Here is a 23276-nt window from a genome sequence, read left to right on the forward strand (position 1 = left end):
CGAAGTCTGGCTAAACGCGGCGGACTGTAAATCCGCTCCTTCGGGTTCGGTGGTTCGAATCCACTCCCCTCCATTTTTTATAGGGATATAGTTCAATGGTAGAACAATGGTCTCCAAAACCATCGATGTGGGTTCAACTCCTACTATCCCTGCCATGATGGCGGTATTGGCGAAGTGGTTAACGCACCGGATTGTGGCTCCGGCACGCGTGGGTTCGATTCCCACATACCGCCCTTTGATTGGGTTATAGCCAAGTGGTAAGGCAATGGACTTTGACTCCATCATGCGCTGGTTCGAACCCAGCTAACCCAATTGGGTTTGGGCAAAATGATGGCGGTATAGCCAAGTGGTAAGGCAGAGGTCTGCAAAACCTTCATCACCGGTTCAAATCCGGTTACCGCCTTTCCTGATAGGGTTGTAAACCTGATCAGTACATTATTAAGTCCAATTCTTTTTTATGCCGGCGTGGCGGAATTGGCAGACGCGCTGGACTCAAAATCCAGTTCCCGTTGAGGGAGTATCGGTTCGACCCCGATCGCCGGTATTATTTAAGCACCAACGTATAATTTACGTTGGTGCTTTTTTTTGAAGAATAATCCAATTGTAAACATGGGATAGGAAGTGCAGAAAGATGGTATTTTTAGCTGTGGTAGGCATAATTGTGGCTTTGATGGTCATTCAATATGGAATCACCAAATCAATATGTTACATCCATTTTCAGTCGAATTTTAAAATTAGCTTGAAAATACAGTATTTTCAAAAGAGACTTAGCAAAGTTGTTGGTCTAATATTAATGATCATTATATTAATGTTAGGGACCGCTGAAACAATCCAGTTTTATTTAACCAATGGGTCCTATTTTTGGTTTGCAATTTTATCATTCGGTTTCTATTTACTCTTATTCTTCTTGCCTTGGCTTAACTTAAGACTTCCGTATCAAAAACAGTTTAATTTACCATTGATACTGCTCTTTAACCTGAGCACTGGAACAGTACTATTATGGATTATTGCATTAGTTAATGCACCAAATCGGATCTACTCAGATGAAGGTGGGGTAAGCTCGCGACCAACTAATTTCATGCTTAAAGTCATCACCATCGTTTTATTAAGTGCATTCTATCTAGTTTCACTGTGGTTGCTGGTTCGGGCCGAACGACGTTATCAGGCTGAACGTTCACAGATTGAAGGCCAGCGACCAGTGCCACATTCTGAATCAGCGGTAGGAGCAATGCATGACACCGCTGAGCAAGCTTTGAAAAAACAGTGGCATGGCCGGCAACCAGTCGCTGCCAAGAAGATTGCAATCCGATTCTCGATGCTGCCGACTTTATTCGTTTTGATGATGTTACTGTTAGAGCAATTATTAAACGATGGTAGTCCCCAGCTATTGAAGGTTGCGTCGTTAGCAGTTGCCATTATAACTAGTCTGATCGGTTTACTCAGTTTGATTTTCTTAGGCGAGTATCAGCGCCGGGGCCAGATCATTGCAGTAGTCGTTTATACGTTATTGTCGCTGCTTAACTTGTCTACGATGCATTTAGTGACTTCGTATGGATTCAGCATGTTATCACAGCTAATACGGGCTGGTTTCGAGATGCCATTCAAATTCTATTTGGCACCAATTAGGCAGGTGGGATTGATTGGGCTGACAATTTTAGCCTGGCTTGTTCCGTACCTGTTATTGTGTAAAAAAGGTAAGACATCGATAAAAATACAGTAATATTGCTGAAAAAATTGTGCGCTGTAAAAAGTGTGGAATGGAAGGGATTGTCGTTGAATAATTATGATTCTTTGAAGCCAACACTACTCTTATCGTTACATCCAGAAAACACAGCGGCCATTGTGGCAGGAGACAAAGTAATTGAGTACCGGCGACGCTTTTTTACCGATGCGTTTCAGGCGTTTGTTTATACGACTGGTCGATCGGGGGGGATCGACTTATTTATCACCTGTGATCGACCCATTCAAGGTAATGCTCAGATGTTAGCAGCGATTGGTGCTGAAATTCAGCATGACGATTATCATGAAATCCAAGCCTATTTTGCAGCCAAGGATTCGGGATTAGTTATTCCAATTACTAGTTGGGCACGATTACCATTGTTAAGCTTAGCAACGCTACGTGAAAAATTTTAAAACTTTATCACACCGCAAGGCTATACTTTTTTAGATAGACCCGAACGCGTGGCGCAACGCGACTTTTTGCTAAATCAGCCAGTACTTGAGCATGGCACGATTGATTGGGAATCCAAGTATCAGGCAACTAACAAAATGAGCGATTAAAAAAGACATCAATTAACGAATTTTTCATCACGTTAATCGGTGTCTTTTTATTTATTTGATTAGTTTTTCGTAAACGTAACAAACATCATCTTGGTGGTAAACACCAACCATTTCGCCAACGCGCTCAAAGGACATCTTATCAATTAAGTGTTGCATGGCATGGTTATCGGCATGTGTGTCAATCCGGATACTTTTGATCTCGGGATGTTCACTGGTAATATGGGCAATAATTTTTTCGAATAATTGTGTCGCATAGCCATGACCGGCATGTGTTGAATGGATGGCCACACGGTGGATAACCACGTATGGTGCGCTCGTATTAAGCCAATTAGCTTTGGCAGTGTCATACGTTGCATCTGGCGATGGCACGACCGCGACCGCACCAACCGTGGCATCGTCGGTCGAGTTGAACAAGTAGGCAGAACCTTGCATGATATCTGCTGTAATTTGATTGCGGGATGGATAGTCGCCTTGCCATTGATTGACGCCGGCTTCGGCCAATTGATTCCGACCATCACTTAAAATATCAATAATTGTGTCGATATCGTCTAAAGTTGCTTGTTTAAAATACATTGTGCTGTGACTCCTCTCTTAAAACCAGACTTTGAATCGGTCTGACTTTAACAGTATACAGAAATGCGTTCAGATTTAAACTATTTTCCCTCGCATTCTCACAGCTTTTTCATTAGACCGTTTTCATTAAAATAGCTCGGGCTTGTGTGGCCAGTTGATGTGCGTCATTGTACGCTGCGACCGCGCTAGGTTTGTATTGGTAGGCATTGGTTCGTAACGTTTCGGTATAGAATTCAAGGTAGGGTAGCTGGCGTTTCTTAGCAATTTCAATTGCTTGTTGCCAGTCGAAATCGACCTGGCGATAGTCGATCGCCTGTAGCCCTGTATCGTCAATCGTTAAAATGAGATACATTGCGCGTGGTTGACGTAATGCAGGTCGTGGCGCAGTTGGCAAGCCAACTGTTCCTGCATTCAGAATCAATTGACCACGAGTTGAGTAACGCATGAGTGGTTGATGGGTGTGCGCATAAATGACCAAATCTGCATTACCACTTGCTGCCTTATCAAAGTTAGGCTGCACTTCGGTTGGTGCAAGCGTGTGTCCACTAACGAAGTCAGGTAGGACATGTTGTAAACGGATTGTTAACGGGCCAACTTGTTTGGTTTGGGTAATGGGGAGATCTAACAGCTGTTGAAAGTGGTCTTTCGTTAATTGTTGTCGGTCAAAATCAGTTAGAATAGTTGCCATGATTTGTTTCGGTTTAGTAAAACTTTTTGGGGTCGCAGCCAAAACTTTTTGATAATTTTGTTCGTGATTACCAAGGACAGCGGCAGTTGGTTCAACTTGATCAAGTAGTTGCATCACGCGTTCTGCTTCCGGACCGCGAACTGTGTTATCACCAATCGTCCAATATTCGGTCACTGCTTGGGCTTTCGCGTCTGCTAGCACGGCTTCTAAGGCGGTAGCGTTGCCGTGAATGTCGGATAAAATTGCAATTTTTGGCATAAAAAAGACTCCTTTGGCCGTTAAAATGAAACGTTAGTAAGTATAGTTGACAATTGATAAGAAATGGTCATATGTTCCTGGCGAGTAAATACAACCGCAGATAAATCTGTTATAATGGTCTTGAAACGAAGTAATATATTAGCACGTATATTCAAGCCAATTCGTTTCGAGATCGTCGTTATCCTTGTGATAACGACGGTTTTTATTTTAGCATAATGTCTGAAAAGAAATTGTAAAGAATTCAGTTAAATTGAAATTAATGGTCATCAAATGGGCAAAAAGCCAGTCTAATCAACATGTCGGTTAGACTGGCTTTTTCAATATTAAAGGCGAATGGTTGTGTTACCAAGTTTTTCAATTAATTTTAAATTTTCGCGGTAGTCAACAGGAACAGTGATAATATGCACACCGGTCTGTGCTGAGACGGCCTGCTTAAGCATTGTTTTGAAGTCGTCGGCGTGCTCAACACGGTAACCAATGGCACCAAAACTTTCGGCATATTTCACAAAGTCCGGATTACCGAAATCGACCTCGTCATGATGTTGTAGTTCCATATCCATCTTCCACTTGATGAGACCATAGGACGCATCCTCCCAAATAACGAACACGAGGTGTAATTTTTCACGGATGGCCGTTTCAATTTCTTGAGAGTTCATCATGAAACTCCCATCACCCATGACGGCGACAACGGTCCGATCTGGATAGGCTAATTTTGCCCCTAAAGCGCCCGGCAAGGTCCATGCCATCGTGGATAGGCCATTATCAATCAAGCAGGTATTTGGCAGATAAGTCTGATAGAGCCGTGCCATCCACATTTTGACGGCACCAGTATCGACTAAGACAATATCGTCATCCGCTAAGACTTCCCGCGTATCACTGACCACTTTTTGTGGCAACATGGGTATTGCATTGCTGGCAGCACCCGTCGTTAATTCTTTTTGAATCATGGCACGAATCATTGGTTTGCGATGTTCAAAATGAATGTCTTGTTCTTGTAACGCTTTGATTAAGGCTGCTAAGCTAGGGCGAATGTTGGCGATAATATTTAAGGTGACGTCATAATGGCTATCTGTGTCTTGGCGGAACATGTTGATATGAATAATCTTCTTATCGCCACGAGGATTGATCTTCTTCGGATCAAATTGTTGAATCGAGAAGCCAATGGCAATGATTAAATCGGATTCTTCAAAGGCAAAGTTTTCATAGTCTTTACGCATGAAGCCGACAACACCCAAGGCATTTTTATGACGGTCAGAAATGACCCCTTTACTCATAAAAGTTGTGGCGACCGGAATATTCAATAGTTCACTCAGTTGTTGGACATACTGCTCGGCATGTTTCCAAGTGACCCCATCACCAGCTAAAATAATTGGGTGTTTGGCTGCCGCAATTAACTTCACAGCGCGGTCAATATCACTTGCAGTGGGTTGGGTGACCGAAATTGGCGCAATTGGTAAGGGGCGGCTTTCAGGGTCAGCCGGTGCCATTTCAACATCTTGTGGAATTGAAAGATAGGTGGCACCGGGCTTATCGCGCTTGGAGATGGAGAAGGCTTTACGAACCATTTCTGGAACCGCGTGGCCCGTTAAGACCATGCTAGCATATTGGGTTACAGGTTTGAACATTGAGACCAAGTCAATTACTTGATGGGACTCTTTGTGCAACCGATCCAAGCCACCTTGCGCACTGATGGCAACCAGTGGTGTTGAGTTCGTTTCGGCATCCGCGACACCTAATAATAAATTAATTGCCCCTGGGCCAAGGGTGGCGACGCAAACGCCAGGATTACCAGTTAAACGGCCATAGACACTCGCCATAAATGACGCACCTTGTTCGTGGCGTGTGAGAATAAAATTGATCTTGGTCGACCGATTAATTGCGTCGACCAGATGAATATTTTCTTCACCAGGAATCCCAAAGACGAATTTAACGCCCTCATTTTCTAAACACTCAACCAGTAATTGAGCGGTATTTTTACTAATAGTTGCCATAATTAACCCTCTTTATGTGATTTGAACTTTTGACTTAAATAATAACCAAGATAACAAATTAAGACGAATGGCACGGTGTAATACAAGGCGATCCGTTGATTGGGATCAAACCAAATCAGCATACAAGATAGGCCACTCAAAATAAATGCGAGCCAAGGAACGATTGGATAGCCGGGTGTTTTGTAAGTTAAATCGGCTAAACTTTTACCACTTTTAACGTACGCCTTACGGAAGTTGATTTCTGACAATGCAATCGCCATCCAAACGATGACGACGGCTAACCCGGAAATGGAGACTAAGACCAGATAAACAGAGCCGGCAGCGTAAACGCTAGATAACAACGCAAGAATCCCACCTAACATACTCGTAATCAATGCAATCAATGGCACGTCATTTTTGGTCGTGCGCTTGAAAACTTTGGAAATGGTGCCTTCATTGGCGAGTGACCAAAGCATGCGTGTCGAGGCGTATAGTCCTGAGTTTGCGGCAGACATGATTGCCGTTAAGACGACAAAATTCATAATATCTGCAGCATAAGGAATGCCAATTTCTTTGAAGACGAGCACGAACGGACTCTGGGTGACGCCAGCTTGTTTATAAGGAATCAGTGCGGCCATCACGAACATGCTGCCGACAAAAAAGATAATCAGTCGCCACAGCGTGGTTCTGATGGCCGTCGGGATGGTCCTGGCAGGGTCTTTAGCTTCTCCAGCGGTGATCCCGATGAGTTCAGTTCCTGAAAAGGCGAAGTTAACTGTGAGCATAGTTGTGAAGACGCCACCAAAGCCATTTGGAAACCAGCCATTTTTTGTATAGTTTGAAAGCAGTGGCGCGGTCGTGTGACCGTGGAGTGGCAGCCAACCGACGATTGCCAAACTACCGAGCACGATAAACGCAATAATCGCAACGACCTTAATACTGGCAAACCAGAATTCGGCTTCCGCAAACCAGCGCACGGACAAGGCGTTTACGGTAAAAATAACGGCCATGAAAAATAGACTCCAGAGCCAAGTCGGACTATGTGGGAACCAAGTTTGCATGATCAGTCCGGCCGCAGTGAATTCCGATCCTAGGGCAATTGTCCAAGTCAGCCAATACAAAATTGCGACTGTGAACCCTGTCCCTGGGCCAATGTACTTTTTAGCATAGACGTGAAAGGCACCAGTATAGGGCATTGCCACCGCAAGTTCACCGAGACAAAGCATGACGAGGTAAACCAAAATAGCCCCAATTGTATAGGCCAATAAGGTACCAATTGGACCTGCTTGGTGAATGGTATAGCCAGAGCTGAGAAACAGCCCGGTCCCAATCACGCCGCCGAGTGAAATCATTAAAACATGTCGCGATTCCATCTGACGATTTAAATGTGTTTGTTTTGACATCAGAATGCTCCTTGCAGTTTTCAAATAATTAGAATAAGATGAGATAATCATATCATATTTTAAGTGTGGAAAGGAAACTGATTATGCAAGTTTCGTCAATGAAAACGTTATTACAGAAAGGTCCAGTCGTCTCAGATGGGGCAATGGCGACCGAATTAGAAAAACGGGGAGTCGACACGGACAGTGCCTTATGGTCAGCGACTGCGATGATTGACCATCTAGACGCTATTGCGGCAGTTCACCAGAGCTATTTTGCCGCCGGGGCTCAAATTGCTACCACGAATACTTATCAAGCTAATGTACCAGCTTTCGTTGCCGCCGGCATTCCGGCTGAATCGGCTCGTAAGTTGACGCAACAAGCAGTTCAAGTCGCTGTTCAAGCACGTGACGCTTATGCCAGTCAACATCCTGATTTTGCCGGCTTAGTTGCCGGTAGTATTGGACCATACGGGGCTTATTTAGCGGACGGCAGTGAATATACTGGTGCCTACCAAAAAACAACCGCGGAGTACCAAGCATTTCATCGTGAACGCTTGCAGCTTGTTACAGCAGCTGGGGTGGATGTACTCGCATTAGAGACCATGCCTAATTTTGCAGAGGTGCAAGCCTTAGTCCAGTTAGTGACGACTGAATTCTCAGAACAAGCGTACTGGGTTAGCTTTAGTCTGAAAGACCCGGCGACACTGTGTGATGGGACCTCATTAGCAACGGCTGCCAAATGGGTCGCTGCTCAGCCGAATGTTGTGGCAGTTGGTGTGAACTGCACGACATTGGAAAACATTACGCCGGCGATCAAAACGTTGACGTCGGCAGTGTCGATACCAGTGATTGTTTATCCTAATTCTGGGGATGAATATGATCCACAGACTAAGACATGGCGGAAAACGGATTTAAGTCATCAATTTGACGATTTTGTACCTACTTGGTTGGCAGCGGGGGCCAAGATTATTGGTGGCTGCTGCCGCACCACGCCAGCAGATATTGCCACGATCCATCGATTAGTTCGGGCCTAAAAAAATGCGGTTCTCATTAGTGAGAACCGCATTTTCTGTTTAATAAAGTAAAAACATGAAGATTAATTGAAGCACTGCATTGATCATGAGATGCAGTCGTAAGCGGCCAAATGATTGTTGACTAAACCAAACTGCAATGGTGAGGATGATTGCGGTAATGGTCTGCCAGGTAATCGGTTGTAAAAAGATTGCTACTACCAAGATGACGCCAGTAATGGCGGAAATCAATTGGTTAATTTGACGCTGCTTACTAAAGCTTGGGACATACAGGAACACGTAGCTGGCAACCAAAGGCACCAATTTCCATAGGAAGGTCGTCGAGAGGTACTGATTTTGTAAGTAGAAGACGGCGACGGGAATCGTATAGGACATCACGATACTAAAAACAATCAGGCCAAAATAGTTTTGCATGCCAAATCTAGGGATCGCCATGATGAACAACCAGACGCTACAAGTTAAAAGTAGGTAGAGTAGTTCTGACTCACTGGCAATAATGTTGGTGAAGGCAAAAGCTACTGAGATGCCAATCGCAATCAAACTCCACTGGGCTGGGATGCGGCCATCAAGAATGATGAACACCGTGGCTGTAATGGCTAACGTGTAGCCAATTAAAGGTAACTGTGCAGCGGAAAATTTTGCGGTTTGGAAAGAGCGGCCATAGTCTAACGCTGCCCACCAACAGATGATGCTTTGAATAATCATAAAAATCGCCATATGGACGATTTCACGGTTTAATTTAAGTTTTCCAATTCGAATCATAGAATAACATCTTTCTGAAAAGTATTAGTTTAATCCTAACCGATAGACGAGCGAGCAGTCAATAATTTGATAAGATTCTTTAAAAAAAATCTTGGTTGTGATAGTCTTGTATAGTTATGAGCAGTTCCCGAAAGGATAAGCGGCGGGTCAAATTGATCCGTCGAATGTGCTAAAACTGGTTGTGAGCATTGTTTACCTGCCAACTTTAACACGCTTAGATGCCTTGTAACCGAAATATTTCAAGGGGGAATTTTAAAGTGAGTGAAAGACACCTTTTTACATCTGAATCTGTTTCTGAGGGTCATCCCGATAAAATCGCGGATCAAATTAGTGACGCCATTCTAGATGCTATGTTAGAACAAGACCCGCAAGCCCGGGTTGCCGTTGAAACTTCTGTGACAACGGGGTTAGTGCTCGTCTTTGGTGAAGTTTCGACCAAAGCCTACGTTGATATCCAAAAAGTTGTTCGTGATACGATCAAGTCGATTGGCTATGCTGATGGTCAATACGGTTTTGATGGTGACAATTGTGCCGTCTTAGTTTCATTGGACGAACAATCACCAGATATTGCGCAAGGGGTCGATGATTCCTTGGAAACACGTGAAGGTGACGCGGATCCATTAGACCAGATTGGTGCTGGGGATCAAGGGATGATGTTTGGTTATGCCATTAACGAAACGCCCGAGCTCATGCCATTACCAATCGCGTTGAGTCATCGCTTAATGCGTAAAATTGCCGCATTACGTAAAGATGGGACAATTAAGTGGTTACGGCCAGATGCCAAGGCCCAAGTGACTGTTGAATATGATGAACAGAATCAGCCACTACGTGTGGATACGGTTGTTTTGTCAACACAACATGATCCTGATGTTGATTTAGAGACGATTCGTCAGACAGTGATCGATCAAGTTATCAAGGCAATTATTCCAGCTAATTTGTTGGATGCCAAGACCAAGTATCTCGTTAACCCAACTGGTCGTTTTGTTATCGGCGGTCCTCAAGGGGATGCCGGTTTGACTGGACGAAAAGTGATTGTGGATACTTATGGTGGTTTTGCCCATCATGGTGGTGGTGCCTTCTCAGGGAAGGATGCTACTAAGGTTGACCGTTCTGCAAGTTATGCGGCACGTTACATTGCCAAGAACTTGGTTGCGGCGAAGTTAGCAGACCGTGTGGAAGTCCAATTGGCCTACGCCATTGGGGTTGCAGAACCAGTCTCAATCGCTGTTGACACCGCCGGTACTGGTAAGGTTAGTGATGAAGCCTTAATCGCTGCTATCCGTAAGAACTTTGATTTACGGCCAGCTGGGATCATCAAAATGTTAGACTTACAACGCCCAATTTACCGCCAAACAGCGGCTTATGGTCATTTTGGTCGGACTGATATTGATTTACCATGGGAACACACTGATAAGGTTGACGCCTTACAAGCAGAATTCAGTGAACTAGAACTTAACAAATAAAAACGTGACGAGCTTATCGGCCATCACGGTCTGTAGGTACTCGACGCTAAAAGCGACCTTTTCCAAGGGTCGCTTTTTTTGCGGCCTAGAGTGCAGGCGGAAGGGACTACTGGTCGGAGTATATTGCAACGTTTAGGCAGACTTTTAAACTAATTGTGTACCGCAATATCCTATGATAAAACGATTTGCCACTTGGCTGACCAGCTGATCAAGAAAGAGTAAAAGCAGTCATTTTTGGCTGAATTGGTGCTTTTTTAGAATCGCGCCTAGCAAAAAAAATTCTAAAGGAACCGAATTGTACTAACTTGTAAGTAACAAATGGATACAGAGAGAGGAAGCAATTATGCAACAGCGAAAAACCAACGTCGTGGCAGTGACCATTGCCATTTACGTGGCGACTTTTATGAGTGCGATTGAAGGAACTATCGTTTCAACCGCCTTACCAACCATCGTCGGGGATCTTCATGGGGTATCCCTGATGAACTGGGTCTTTTCAATTTATTTATTGACCAACGCCATGATGACCCCAATTTATGGTAAGTTGACCGACTTGATTGGTCGTAAGCCGGTGATGCAGGCTGGATTATTAATCTTTATTGTCGGTTCGATGATGAGTGGGTTATCTGACTCGATGCCCGTCTTGATTTTTTGGCGGGCGATTCAAGGCATCGGTGCCGGGGCCTTAATGCCGGTGTCGATGACGATTATCGCAGACATTTATTCGTTTGAACGCCGTGCCAAGGTGCTCGGGTTCAATAGTTCCGCGTGGGGGATTGCGTCCGTACTAGCGCCCTTAATTGGGGGCTTGATTGTCGACAAGCTAAGTTGGCATTGGATCTTCTTTATTAATGTGCCAGTCGGTCTGATTACCTTATTCTTATTTCAATTCTATTTGCGTGAACCGAAGCGGCATACGGATGTTAAAGTTGATTATCTTGGTAGCTTTTGGTTAATGCTGTTTCTGTTGTGTTTAATGCTCAGTTTCCAGTTGTTGAGCAATGCCACGATTAACTGGGCGACGGTGCTAGTTGCTTGGGTTGTGAGTGCACTTAGCTTGTGGTTATTCATTCGGCGCGAAAGCCATACGCCAGAGCCGGTTATTTCTATGAACTTATTTAAAAATCGCACGTTTGTGATTCAAAATGCTGTTGCCGCGCTGATCAGTGGCTTTTTGATGGCGGTGGAAGTCTATATTCCAACTTGGACTCAGGGAATTTTAGGTGTGCCAGCATCCTTAGCTGGTTTTGCGGTTACGCCGAGTTCCTTAATGTGGATTATCGGGTCGTTTGTGACCGGTCGCCTGTTGGCTAAATGGGCACCACGGCGAATTCTGTATTTGAGTTTGTTCTTTATTCTCTTTACCGGGATTTGTTTGGCCTTAATTCCAGTTTCAACCCCATTTATTTGGTTCTTTGCCATTACCGCTGTCGGCGGGATTGGTTTCGGGATTACGATCACGGCAACAACGGTAACTTCGCAACACTTGGTTTCACCGAAAAATGTGGGGGTCGCGACTTCGTTCAACACTTTGAGTCGAACAATTGGGCAAACTGTGATGATTTCTATTTTCGGGATTGCCCTGAATGTTGGCATGAATCAAGGCATTGCACAACATCACGGGACGAACATGGCGATGATGAATAAATTGATTAATCCGCAGACGGCCACCGAGTTGCCGGCCAAATTATTACCAACGTTGCGCGGTATTTTATATACTGGGCTACACTGGGTTTATTTAATCGGCTTAGTCTTGATCGTTCTAGCGTTTATCGTGAACAGTTTGGATCGTGGCAAACAAATGACTGCGGCGCAACATGCCGAACGGTTGAAGAAGGAATAAGTTATGAAAAAGTGGCTAAAATTTAGCCTCGCTGGGGTTATCGTTGTCCTTTTAGCGGTACTGGTGGCTGTGAGCGTCATCAAATCAAAAGAATACGCACCATCAGCGGACGCAACACGGGCGGCCCGCCAAGCCACGCAAACGACCCACAAGTATACTTACTTTAAGGGTGATGCGGACAAAACGACAATCGTCTTTTATCCGGGGGCATTAGTCGCACCGGATAGTTATAGTATTTGGGCGGCTCAATTGGCTCGTCAAGGATATTCGGTTTATCTGATGCATTTTCCATTGGATTTGGCCGTACTGGCAAGTAATCGGGCGACCGCGGTCCCCGAATCAGCTCGGCAAAATTATGTCATTGGTGGTCATTCACTAGGTGGTGTGATGGCGAGTCGTTATGCGGCTAAGCATCAGACTAAGGGGCTAAAGGGTGTGTTCTTTTTAGCGAGTTATTCAGATGAAAAAGGTCGGCTTGACGCTAGCAGTCTGCCGGCGCTTTCAGTGACGGGATCGCGCGATGGTGTGCTGAATTGGCATAATTATCGTCAAAATCGGCGTTATTTACCTAAGAACACGCATTATCTAGCGATCAAAGGCGGTAACCACGGTGGCTTCGGAAGTTATGGTCATCAAAAGGGGGATCGCCAAGCGACGATTAGCAATGCGAGCCAGCAACGTCAAATCAGTACGGCACTAATGAACTGGTTAAAATAAGGTTGGAAGCGTCACGGTAGTCTTGAATGTTATCGTGGCGTTCTTTTTTGACGTTAGTGTCGTCAAAATCGGCATTCATGTTGATATAATGCCAATCCAATTTATGGTGATAAGATGATATTGAAGGGGGATGATCAGATGTTTTTAAAATCTAAACGACCAGCAATATTGAACCAAGTTGGCGACCTTGTTCAGAATTCAACGATTTCACCAGCCGAGCGTCAATTATTATTGGCTGCTCAAAAGGGGTTGGCGAGTGGTCACTATGATGAACAAGTGGCTCAGCAGTTGAAACGCCAACTGTCAGTTTTGGCGATGAATCGCCATCTGACACCAGCGATGACGTCATTTTTTATCGAGCTGTCGCGTCAATATCTCGGTTATGGTCAACGTGGCATGGTCAGTTTGTCGTAATAGCGCTAGCAAAAAAGTAGTTGTCATCCCGATGAGGTGAAGGCAACTACTTTTTTAACGTTTTTGGATGGCAATTAAGTCTGGCGGAAAGTGAACCTGGTTCATAAAGCTGTAACGCAGGACTTGATAATTGCGCTGATCCAATTGGCGAGCGTAGTCGGTGACAGCCTGTGCTTCTTGTTGGCCGCCAGGATGGCCAGCGTAGACGACTAAAATAATCAGGCCGTTAGTGACCAGTCGCTCTTGAATCGCTTGAATCGCGGTGAGGGTCGTGGCCGGTTTAGTAATGATGGTTTTATCACCACCGGGTAAGTAACCCAGATTGAAGCAGGCACATTTAATCGGTTGGCTGGTGGCAATAACCGAGCCTAGCGTCTCGTGGCCAGCGTGGGTCAACGTCACTTGATGCTCGAGTCGGTCAGCTTTAAGAGCGGCTGTGGTATTCTTAATGGCCATTTGTTGGGGATCAAAGCCATAAACGTGACCGTTCGGACCGACCAATTTTGCGAGATAAACGGTGTCGTGACCATTGCCGACGGTCGCATCAATGACGGTGTCACCAGGGTCAATGACCTGATTCATCAATGTATGACTAAAAGCTAATGCTGAACTGAGTTGGATTTTGGGTTCCTCCCTTGGCTAGTGAATGTGGTTTTTAAACTTAAAATTGCCGTGGCGATGACCATGACTCAAACGGGCACTCAGGTATGTTAAGCAGGTGCCAAGCATGAGCCCACCCAAGGTATCGCTTGGATAATGCACGCCAACGACAATCCGACTGATCATCATCAATAAAATTATAGCGATTCCGAGTCCAAATAACCATCGTTTGAGCTGCTGATTTTTAAGTAAGTCATAGGCGATGACCAACAGGCTGCCAATCAGGATAGTGGTGGTGGTAGAATGGCCGCTTGGATAGCTGTAACCACCAATTTGAACTAATCGCCAGGCGGTCGGACGGGGGCGTTCAATGAGCTGCTTGACTAGATAATTGCCGTAACCGGCTAGGACCCAGGTATTGAACCAAAAGAAAATGGCGCCCTTAGTTTGGCGGATAAGAATTAAAACTAAGCCAATGATGAGGGTTAGGGTCGTGATACTATGCGGGTCACCGAGATGAGTATAGTGAACCATCGCAGTTTGAAACCATTCAGGACTGTGATGGAGTGGTAGCGCAATGGCTTGGTCAAACCAAGCAATGATTGCGGCATGTTGCCAGACAGCCCAGCTCCAGCACAACCAAAACAAGGCTAAGATTCCCATGCCCAAGTCGCTTCGATGCCAGGTTGTTTTCATCAAGGTAATGCCTCCAATAATAAATTTGTTGCAATTATTATATCATTTTTATAAATTAACTAATTAGTTGGTGAAAAAACTTTAATGGTCAGTCACGTGATAGCCCCTTGAAAAACGAGTGTGGGTTTGCTAGTATTAGTACCAATAACTTTACGACTCTGAGAAGGATTAGTAGTCAGCGATGTTTTACAGAAACGCCGTGGTAGTTGAAAACGACGATTCACCGCTCATGAACTCACCTTCGAGTCTTCCGGCTGAAAGGTGACTTGTAGGCACGGACGTGGTTTCGCGTTAAGAATCTCAAGAGGCCACGCTAGTCGTGGAATCATAGGTGGTACCGCGGAACTATGTTTCGTCCTATAAGCGCTTTTTGCTTATGGGGCTTTTTTTGTAGAGTGGTGACCAAGCCAGGTTTGCTGGTGAGCACGTTTCGGCTATCAAGAAAGAACTTAACGCCATCAAGAAAGCAAGCACGCAATCCAACTCAAGGTCGTATTTGCTAGGCTACATAGCAGAAGAAAGGGGCACAATTATGGCATACAACCATAAAGTCATTGAACGCAAGTGGCAACACTATTGGAAGGAAAACAAAACCTTCAAAGCTTTAGATAACACCGATAAAAAGAAATATTACGCCTTGGACATGTTCCCATACCCATCAGGTCAAGGATTACACGTTGGGCATCCAGAAGGCTATACCGCGACGGATATTATGTCACGGATGAAACGGATGCAAGGCTTCAACGTCTTGCACCCAATGGGTTGGGATGCTTTTGGGTTACCAGCGGAACAGTACGCAATGAAGACTGGTCACAATCCTAAGAACTTCACGGCTCAAAATATTAAAAACTTTAAACGCCAAATTCGTTCACTAGGTTTTTCATATGACTGGGACCGGGAAGTTAACACGACAGATCCAAGTTACTACAAGTGGACGCAGTGGATTTTTGAACAACTCTATAAAAAGGGTTTAGCCTATGAATCTGAAACGTTGGTCAACTGGGCACCTGATATGATGGGTGGCACGGTCGTTTCTAACGAAGAGGTTATCGACGGCAAGACTGAGCGTGGCGGCTATGATGTTTATCGTGTCCCAATGAAACAATGGAGCCTTAAAATTACTGCTTATGCGGACCGTTTAATCGATGACTTAGACGACATTGACTGGCCTGAAAATATTAAGGAACAACAACGAAACTGGATTGGCCGCTCTGTTGGGGCTTCAATTCAATTCAAGGTTGCTGGTCAAGAAGATAAGTCAATTGAAGTCTTTTCAACACGTCCCGATACGCTGTATGGGGCAACCTATATGGTCTTAGCACCTGAACATGAGTTGGTTGACGCGTTAACCACCCCTGAACAAGCGGATGCGATCAAGGCTTACCAAGCTAAGATTTCCAGTAAATCTGACTTGGAACGGACTGATTTAAACAAAGACAAGACCGGAGTCTTCACTGGAAGTTATGGGATTGATCCTGTCAATGGCGAAAAATTACCAATCTGGATTGCCGACTATGTCTTAGCTTCATATGGGACGGGCGCAATTATGGCCGTACCAGCGCATGATGATCGTGATTATGAATTTGCAAAGAAGTTTGATTTGCCAATCAAGCCAGTCATTGCTGGTGAAAACGACTATGACGAGCAAGCGTATACCGGTGACGGGAAACATATCAATTCCGGCATGGTTGATGGCTTAGAAAAGCAACCAGCTATTGATAAAATGATCGATTGGTTGGTTGAACATGATTGTGGCGAAAAGAAAGTCAATTACCGCTTGCGGGACTGGATCTTCTCACGACAACGTTATTGGGGTGAACCAATACCTGTGATCCATTGGGAAGATGGCGAAACCACGTTAGTGCCCGAAGATGAGTTACCATTGCGTTTACCTGCAACTAAGAACTTGGAACCTTCAGGAACCGGTGAAAGTCCATTAGCTAATATCGATGACTGGGTCAATGTTGTGGATGAAAATGGTCGTAAAGGGAAACGTGAAACGAACACGATGCCACAATGGGCCGGGAGTTCATGGTACTTCTTACGTTACGTTGATCCACATAATCCAGATGCACTTGCTGACTACAAGAAGTTGCAATACTGGTCACCAGTCGACTTATACGTCGGCGGGGCGGAACATGCGGTCTTACATTTATTGTATGCTCGTTTCTGGCACAAGTTCTTGTATGACCTAGGCGTTGTACCAAACAAGGAACCTTTCCAGAAGTTGGTTAACCAAGGGATGATCTTGGGTGATAACCACGAAAAAATGTCGAAGTCACGTGGCAACGTGGTTAACCCTGATGATATCGTTGAACAATACGGTGCCGACACGCTTCGGTTGTATGAAATGTTCATGGGTCCATTGGAAGCCTCAATTCCGTGGAGCACTGATGGGCTGCACGGCGCCAATAAATGGATCGAACGGGTCTGGCGCTTAATGATTGATGAAAACAATCACGTGCGCGATCGGGTCACTACAATCAATGACGGTAAGTTGACAAAGGTCTACAATGAAACGGTCAAGAAAGTTACCGAAGATTACGAAGCGATGCGCTTTAACATTGCCATTTCGCAAATGATGGTCTTCGTGAATGAAGCTTACAAGGTAGATGATTTACCAATCATTTATATTGAAGGCTTAGTTAAATTGTTAGCCCCAATCACGCCGCATTTGTCTGAAGAACTCTGGGCCTTGCTAGGTCACGACAAGACAATCACGTACGCAACTTGGCCAACTTATGATGAATCTAAGTTGGTTGAAGCGACAGCTCAAATCGTTTTACAAGTTAATGGTAAAGTTCGGTCACATGCCGAAGTTGCCAAAGATATGGGTAAAGACGAACTTGAAGCTTTAGCTTTAGCGGATGAAAAAGTGCAAGAATTTACGGCTGGTAAGACGGTTCGCAAAGTCATTGCAATTCCAGGTAAATTAGTTAATATTGTTGCCAATTAAGCGCAACTCTTTGAAACACCTTGTCCTCACGGGTTAATGTGAGAACAAGGTGTTTTAGTTTGGCTGGAGAAGTTGGGTTACTTAAGGTTCGTTTAAAGTCATCCGGAAGTTCGAAATTGAATTGCAACTTCACAGTATTTCCTCTAAAATGGTTAAGATTGAACTAAGAAAGTAGGTACGGACGATGTCTGAGGAACCAAAGGCTAACCAGCCACAGCAGGGGCACGTTAACTCCGAGGCTGATGCCCACCAAAAAATGGTGCGGGGCTCAGCTTGGATGACTGCAGGAAGCCTCTTTTCACGAATTCTGGGTGCCATTTATATTATTCCTTGGGTCATTTGGCTAGGGAATAGCTCACAACAAGGGAACGCGCTGTATGCGAAGGGTTATAACATATATAGCTTCTTCTTGTTGGTAGCCATTGGTGGGATTCCATCAGCGATTTCCAAACAGATTTCAGAATATAATGCGATTAATGAATACGGTGTTGGTCAACGACTATTCAAACGTGGACTGTTGCTGACAACGGCATTAGGGATTTTGAGCGGTTGCATTCTTTGGTTTGGCGCAAAGCCGATTGGATTTGTCTTCGGTGGTGGCGATCCTAACGTGATTCCCGTATTGCGGGCGCTAGCGATTGCCTTAGTGATTATTCCATCAATGTCTTTAACCCGAGGCTTTTTCCAAGGTTACCAGCAGATGGCACCGTCGGCAATTTCCCAGTTTGTCGAACAAGTCTTTCGGGTCGTTTACATGCTGGCTGCGACATACTTTATTATGCGTGTCCAAAATGGTGATTGGGTGAACGCAATTACGCAATCCACCTTTGCGGCCTTTGTTGGGGCGGCTGCTAGTTTCTTGCTGCTCGGTTGGTATTATTACCGGCAACGGCCAGAACTCAATCGGTTAGCTGCTCAAAGTGACGCTAAATTAGCGATTCCGGTGTGGCAATTATTTCGAGATATTATTGTTCAAGCGATTCCGTTTATTGTGATTGACACTGCGACAACCGTGTTTAATCTGCTAGATCAAGCGACTTTCCAACCAATCATGCAGATGACGTTCCATACTAAAGTTGCCGTCATTAACGATTTGTACGCGTTATTTGCCTTTAATGCGAACAAATTAGTGATGATTATCGTTTCTTTGGCTTCTGCCATTGCGGTGACGGTCGTACCATTACTATCGGAATCTTTGGCGGCCCACAATCGCCGTAACATTCGGAAACAACTAGAAGACGCTTTTACCTTGTTCCTATTTATTATGATTCCTGGTGCATTAGGGATGGCGGCAGTCGCCCAGCCACTGAACACGTTGTTCTACGGCTATAGTCAATCTGGAACGATGATTCTTGAAGTTTCAGCTTTTACTGCTATCGTGCTAGGGTTGTTTACCGTTGCTTCCGCACTCATGCAGGGGTTATCCAGAAATCGAGATATTATTCGGTTCTATCTGATTGGATTAGGCGTTAAGCTGGTTGTTCAGTGGCCATGTATTTATTTCTTGACTGCCGCAGGACCTTTGGTAGCAACGGCGATTGGGATGATGGTAGCAAGCATGATGGCGTTATACGATTTGGAAGTCAATTTTGGTGTGCGTTACGTGAAGCTATTGCCAAAAGTAAATCGAATTTTGATTTTTTCGATTATGACATACGTAGCTGCGACATTAGTCGTGCACGGTCTGAATTTCGTCATGAATGAACAAAGCAAAACCCAAGCGTTCGTAATCGTCATGTTGGCAGTTGCTGTAGGTGGGGCAGTCTATGCATACTTTGCCCTGCGTTCACGCTTGGCTGATCTGATGATTGGTGGACGGGCCAATGGTTTACGGCGCAAACTCCGGATTAAGTAGGTGAATTATGCGAATTGATAAATTTTTACATGCGATGCGAATTGGCACACGGACTCAGGTGCGGCGTCTGATTAAAGATGGTCACATTACGACCAATGGCGAGCCGGTCTTATCGGGTAAACAACAGGTTAATCCTGGTAGTGACACGGTCTTATTGGATGATGAGCCAGTTCGATATCAAGAATTCTTTTATTACGTTTTAAACAAGCCAGTTGGCGTGATTACAGCAACGGCAGACACGCAGGCAAAGACCGTACTTGATTTATTCAATACAACTGATTATCGCGACGACTTATTCCCCGTCGGTCGTTTGGATAAGGATACTGAAGGTGTGTTGGTTATTACCAATGACGGGGCCTTGTCCCACGCGTTGTTGTCGCCGTCACACCATGTGACCAAAATTTATGAGGCCGAAGTGACTGGTGAAATCACGCCTGAACAAGTCACTGGTTTCAATGACGGCATTACTTTGAAGGACGGGACACAATTACAACCGGCCCAAGCCAGAATTGTGGCCTTCCATGAAATTGAGAACTATACCACCTTGCAGATTGAAATTCATGAGGGCAAGTATCATCAAGTTAAACGGATGGTTGGAACCTTGGGTGAACGCGTCGTCCAATTACGGCGGATTGCCTTTGGCTCATTAACGTTACCCGTCGGCTTGTTAGCGGGAAATTATCGGGCGTTGACCGATGAGGAACTAGCTGCCTTGAAAGACGATGCCGGTCAGACGGCTGACATCGATTAACTAAAAAAATCAGGACTTAGCTTTTTAGCTGAGTCCTGATTTTTTTAGTTGAGGCTGTAGCGGTGCATGTATTTTGGAATCTCGGCACTAATTTGGTGTGGCAAAACCACGTAACGAGCTTGTGCCAAATCATCGGCAATTTCACTATGCAGATAGACCGCACTGAGAATTGCGTTGGTGAAGTCTTTGAATTGCGCGGTAAAGCCGCCAATCATGCCAGCAAGCGTGTCACCCATGCCGCCGGTTGCCATTGCTGGAGTGCCGCCTGGGTTGAACCACACGCGATCAGTGGTATAGACGGTTGTGTGATGTGCTTTAACAATGGCGGTGACACCTAGCCGTTGTTGGGCTAAATGATTAGCCGTCGGCGTTTGGTCGGCAATTTTTAGGCCGCTGAGTCGTTGCCATTCCATTTGATGTGGGGTGACCACAATTTGTGCAGCTGGTAAGGGTTGTGTGCGAGTCGCCAGCAAAGTCAAAGCTGAACCGTCTATGACGACGCGCTGCTGTGGTTGAACTTGTGCTAATACCGTTGTGAGCAAACGGGCTGCAAACTGGTCTGTGCCCAAACCGGGACCAATGACGATAACATCCATTGTTTTTAGTAATTGGGTCATCATTGCGGTCTGGTGGTAGTCGACGACCATCGCTTCCGGCAGTTGGGCATGTAAGCTCGTCAGATTGACTAGGTCGGTTGCGACCGTGACGAGGCCAGCGCCACTATAAATTGCCGCCGTGGCGGCCATAATAATTGCACCACCAAAGTTTTGGTTACCACCGATCAACATCACGCGGCCGTACGTGCCTTTATGTGATTCGGCTGGGCGACGACGAATGGTTTGATGGACTAGTTCAGAAGTGATTGATTGCAAATGAAGACCCGCTTTCGATTGTTTATTTTGAGTATACCATGATTTTTTGAGAGCGGTTGCTTCCGATTATTAACTTCCGATAACCTATGCTAGAATTAAATTAGTAAACGATTGGGAGGAATCACACATGACAATTGATTGGCAAGCTGAAGCTGCAAAACACCAGGCAGATTATTTAGCAGATTTAACCACGATGTTACGCGTACCAAGTTTCCGAGATGATAGTCAAGCAACGACGGATGCACCGTTAGGACCCGGCCCCAAACAGGCTTTGACGACCTTCTTAGCGATTGCTGAACGAGATGGTTTCAAGACTAAGAATATTGATAACTTGGTCGGTTACGCGGAATATGGTGAAGGCGATGAAACCTTAGCCGTGCTAGCTCATGTAGATGAAATGCCCGCGGGTAACGGTTGGGATACGGATCCATTCGAACCGACGATTAAGGATGGCAAATTGTACGCGCGTGGTGCCTCCGATGACAAGGGACCTGGAATGGCAGCCTATTACGGTTTGAAAATGGTCAAGGAACTTGGCTTGAAGTTGAATAAGGAGGTTCGCTTTATCGTTGGGACTGACGAAGAAAGCAATTGGACCGGGATGAAACGGTACTTCGAAGTTGAACCAGCACCAACTCTGGGTTTTTCACCAGATGCTGAATTTCCACTAATTAATGGTGAAAAAGGCAATGTGAGTTTGCAAGTCCGCTTTGGTAACCAAGCGAAAGGGTCATTTGAGTTGAAGACTTTTGACTCTGGTTTACGGGAGAACATGGTGCCACGAGAAGCGGTTGCGGTGATTAAAACGCCAGCGGATGATCAAGTGGTGACTAATTTTGAAGCCTTCATCGCAGCCCAACCAATTACTGGTAAGGCGACGCAGGACGACTCGGGCTTGAAATTGGAAGTTGTTGGGAAAGCCGCCCATGGGATGGAACCTCGCAACGGCATTAATGCTGGGACTTATCTGGCTTCATTCTTAAGCCAGTACACCTTCGCAGCAGATGCCCAGGATTTCTTGGGCTTTATTGCCACTAAATTACATGATGATTCGCGTGTTGAGCAACTCGGGTTGGCTTTCACGGATAAAGTGATGGGTGACTTGACGATGAATGTTGGGTTGTTGCATTTTGATCAACAAGATGGTGGTGCGTTGACCTTGAATTTCCGTTATCCTAAGGGAATCGAACCAGCAGATTTGACAAAAAAAATAACGACAGAGTTACCAGCCGGGGCAACTATCAGCCAAGGTGACTTTATGGTGCCACATTATGTTGATCCAAGTGACCCAATTGTCAAAGATTTGATGGCAGTTTACCGACGTCAAACAGGGGACAAAGACTCACAACCAGAAATTGTCGGTGGTGGCACCTATGGCCGGATGATGGCACGTGGGGTGGCATTTGGTGCGCTGTTCCCACATACGGAAGATACGATGCATCAAGCAAATGAGTTCCAACCAATCGATGATTTAATGGCTGCAATGGCCATTTATGGTGAATCGATTGCGGTACTCGCAACTGATAAGTCGTTTTTAAAAGGCTGATTTTTTTGAAAAAGGAGGTTGTTGATCATGACCGGTTATCAGCAGGTACTGGTTGGCGTTGATACGTCACCACAGTCACAATTAGCCTTGGCTAAGGCGATTGCGATTGCTAGCGAAATGCAAGCCACATTGGATATTGTGACGATCATTAATACCGAAAAGTTTATTGGCATCACTCAAGGACCGATGGGATTTGGGGCTGCAACACCGCAAGTGTTAGATGAACTGACTAGCAAGCTCAAGGCAAACTTGGTGCAAGCACGCCAAGCGGCAGTGACTGCCGGTGTTGCGGATGTACAAGTTCATTTACATTCAGGAAACTCTAAAAGCCTTTTAGCAACGACATTACCGGCTCGGTATGGCACGGATTTAATCGTTCTCGGCGCCACTGGCCTAAATGCCGTCTCACGCTTCTTGATTGGGTCCAACGCGTCCTACGTTACGCGCAATGCCTCCTGTGATGTCTTGGTCGTCCGGACGGATCAGCAACACCAGTTCATTAAAAATGAGCCGCGGGCCACCCGACGACTTTAAATTGAAAATTAGTTTTCAAAGCCTGTTCGACAGTCAAATGCCGAACAGGCTTTTATGATGTCATCGTAAGCGGGAACGAATGCCATTT

The 23276-nt window shown here is 45.3% G+C and carries 20 protein-coding genes, 5 tRNA genes, 1 riboswitch and 1 other annotated feature; of the genes, 17 read left to right on the top strand and 8 right to left on the bottom strand.

All coding sequences use genetic code 11. The annotated features are described in order from the left end of the window. Positions 1–81: 81 nt before the first annotated feature. The 7 genes from FFM64_RS07155 (at position 82) to FFM64_RS07185 (ending at position 2133) form a co-directional block, all read left to right on the top strand. A tRNA-Trp gene (locus FFM64_RS07155) sits at positions 82–155 on the top strand. Positions 156–160: 5 nt separating this feature from the next. Further along, positions 161–233 (top strand) — tRNA-His (locus tag FFM64_RS07160). Positions 234–240: 7 nt separating this feature from the next. Beyond that, positions 241–312 (top strand) — tRNA-Gln (locus tag FFM64_RS07165). Between the two features lie 20 nt (positions 313–332). Then, a tRNA-Cys gene (locus tag FFM64_RS07170) sits at positions 333–403 on the top strand. Between the two features lie 56 nt (positions 404–459). Further along, positions 460–544 (top strand) — tRNA-Leu (locus FFM64_RS07175). A gap of 249 nt (positions 545–793) precedes the next feature. Further along, the gene (locus FFM64_RS07180; protein ID WP_137607337.1) at positions 794–1720 is read left to right on the top strand and encodes a hypothetical protein; all 927 of its coding nucleotides are present in this window, start codon (positions 794–796) and stop codon (positions 1718–1720) included. A 53-nt stretch (positions 1721–1773) separates the two neighbouring features. Beyond that, a complete protein-coding gene (locus tag FFM64_RS07185; RefSeq protein WP_137607338.1) occupies positions 1774–2133 on the top strand; it encodes a hypothetical protein in 360 nt (119 codons plus the stop codon). 198 nt (positions 2134–2331) lie between these two features. Here the strand turns inward: FFM64_RS07185 and FFM64_RS07190 are convergent, their stop codons facing one another. From FFM64_RS07190 to FFM64_RS07205, 4 genes are all read right to left on the bottom strand, one after another. Further along, positions 2332–2853, bottom strand: coding sequence for a GNAT family N-acetyltransferase (locus FFM64_RS07190; RefSeq protein ID WP_137607339.1), 522 nt, complete (start codon positions 2851–2853; stop codon positions 2332–2334). 112 nt (positions 2854–2965) lie between these two features. Next, the gene (locus tag FFM64_RS07195; RefSeq protein ID WP_137607340.1) at positions 2966–3799 is read right to left on the bottom strand and encodes a metallophosphoesterase family protein; all 834 of its coding nucleotides are present in this window, start codon (positions 3797–3799) and stop codon (positions 2966–2968) included. A gap of 323 nt (positions 3800–4122) precedes the next feature. Further along, positions 4123–5790: an acetolactate synthase large subunit gene (locus FFM64_RS07200; protein ID WP_137607341.1), complete on the bottom strand. Its 1668-nt coding sequence runs from the start codon at positions 5788–5790 to the stop codon at positions 4123–4125. Between the two features lie 2 nt (positions 5791–5792). After that, positions 5793–7172, bottom strand: coding sequence for an amino acid permease (locus tag FFM64_RS07205; RefSeq protein ID WP_137607342.1), 1380 nt, complete (start codon positions 7170–7172; stop codon positions 5793–5795). A gap of 98 nt (positions 7173–7270) precedes the next feature. Between FFM64_RS07205 and mmuM the strand changes: the two genes are divergently transcribed. Then, positions 7271–8185 carry a homocysteine S-methyltransferase gene (gene mmuM / locus FFM64_RS07210; RefSeq protein ID WP_137607343.1) on the top strand — a complete coding sequence of 305 codons (915 nt, stop codon included), beginning with the start codon at positions 7271–7273 and terminating at the stop codon, positions 8183–8185. A 39-nt stretch (positions 8186–8224) separates the two neighbouring features. On the opposite strand, the gene FFM64_RS07215 is transcribed toward mmuM, so the two are convergent. Further along, the gene (locus FFM64_RS07215) at positions 8225–8944 is read right to left on the bottom strand and encodes a hypothetical protein (protein WP_137607344.1); all 720 of its coding nucleotides are present in this window, start codon (positions 8942–8944) and stop codon (positions 8225–8227) included. A 109-nt stretch (positions 8945–9053) separates the two neighbouring features. Beyond that, positions 9054–9204: riboswitch (SMK box riboswitch) on the top strand. Between FFM64_RS07215 and metK the strand changes: the two genes are divergently transcribed. The 4 genes from metK to FFM64_RS07235 all read left to right on the top strand — a co-directional run bounded on the left by metK (position 9202) and on the right by FFM64_RS07235 (position 13378). Next, on the top strand, positions 9202–10407 hold the full coding sequence (metK, locus tag FFM64_RS07220; protein ID WP_137607345.1) for a methionine adenosyltransferase: 1206 nt from the start codon (positions 9202–9204) through the stop codon (positions 10405–10407). It overlaps the preceding riboswitch by 3 nt. A gap of 343 nt (positions 10408–10750) precedes the next feature. Then, entirely contained in the window at positions 10751–12247 is a 1497-nt protein-coding gene (locus FFM64_RS07225; protein WP_137607346.1) for an MDR family MFS transporter, read from the top strand. A gap of 3 nt (positions 12248–12250) precedes the next feature. Continuing rightward, positions 12251–12964: an alpha/beta family hydrolase gene (locus FFM64_RS07230; RefSeq protein ID WP_137607347.1), complete on the top strand. Its 714-nt coding sequence runs from the start codon at positions 12251–12253 to the stop codon at positions 12962–12964. 138 nt (positions 12965–13102) lie between these two features. Beyond that, positions 13103–13378 carry a bacteriocin immunity family protein gene (locus FFM64_RS07235; RefSeq protein WP_171000328.1) on the top strand — a complete coding sequence of 92 codons (276 nt, stop codon included), beginning with the start codon at positions 13103–13105 and terminating at the stop codon, positions 13376–13378. 54 nt (positions 13379–13432) lie between these two features. On the opposite strand, the gene mnmM is transcribed toward FFM64_RS07235, so the two are convergent. Both mnmM and FFM64_RS07245 read right to left on the bottom strand, forming a co-directional pair. Continuing rightward, positions 13433–13999, bottom strand: coding sequence for a tRNA 5-(aminomethyl)-2-thiouridylate-methyltransferase MnmM (mnmM, locus tag FFM64_RS07240; RefSeq protein WP_479686867.1), 567 nt, complete (start codon positions 13997–13999; stop codon positions 13433–13435). Positions 14000–14017: 18 nt separating this feature from the next. Continuing rightward, positions 14018–14674 carry a phosphatase PAP2 family protein gene (locus FFM64_RS07245; RefSeq protein ID WP_171000329.1) on the bottom strand — a complete coding sequence of 219 codons (657 nt, stop codon included), beginning with the start codon at positions 14672–14674 and terminating at the stop codon, positions 14018–14020. A 149-nt stretch (positions 14675–14823) separates the two neighbouring features. Continuing rightward, positions 14824–15037: a binding site (T-box leader), on the top strand. Between the two features lie 169 nt (positions 15038–15206). Here FFM64_RS07245 and leuS point away from each other — a divergent pair. From leuS to FFM64_RS07260, 3 genes are all read left to right on the top strand, one after another. Further along, a complete protein-coding gene (gene leuS / locus FFM64_RS07250; protein WP_137607351.1) occupies positions 15207–17630 on the top strand; it encodes a leucine--tRNA ligase in 2424 nt (807 codons plus the stop codon). 184 nt (positions 17631–17814) lie between these two features. Continuing rightward, positions 17815–19485 carry a putative polysaccharide biosynthesis protein gene (locus FFM64_RS07255; RefSeq protein ID WP_137607352.1) on the top strand — a complete coding sequence of 557 codons (1671 nt, stop codon included), beginning with the start codon at positions 17815–17817 and terminating at the stop codon, positions 19483–19485. A 7-nt stretch (positions 19486–19492) separates the two neighbouring features. Then, a complete protein-coding gene (locus FFM64_RS07260) occupies positions 19493–20236 on the top strand; it encodes a pseudouridine synthase (RefSeq protein ID WP_137607353.1) in 744 nt (247 codons plus the stop codon). Positions 20237–20280: 44 nt separating this feature from the next. Here FFM64_RS07260 and FFM64_RS07265 read toward each other — a convergent pair whose 3' ends face one another. Next, entirely contained in the window at positions 20281–21108 is an 828-nt protein-coding gene (locus FFM64_RS07265) for an NAD(P)H-hydrate dehydratase (protein WP_137607354.1), read from the bottom strand. Positions 21109–21235: 127 nt separating this feature from the next. Between FFM64_RS07265 and pepV the strand changes: the two genes are divergently transcribed. Beyond that, the gene (gene pepV, locus FFM64_RS07270) at positions 21236–22654 is read left to right on the top strand and encodes a dipeptidase PepV (protein WP_137607355.1); all 1419 of its coding nucleotides are present in this window, start codon (positions 21236–21238) and stop codon (positions 22652–22654) included. Positions 22655–22681: 27 nt separating this feature from the next. Then, positions 22682–23188 carry a universal stress protein gene (locus FFM64_RS07275; protein ID WP_137607356.1) on the top strand — a complete coding sequence of 169 codons (507 nt, stop codon included), beginning with the start codon at positions 22682–22684 and terminating at the stop codon, positions 23186–23188. Positions 23189–23276: the final 88 nt, after the last annotated feature.

Source organism: Lactiplantibacillus daoliensis (assembly GCF_005405005.1).
GTDB lineage: Bacteria > Bacillota > Bacilli > Lactobacillales > Lactobacillaceae > Lactiplantibacillus > Lactiplantibacillus daoliensis.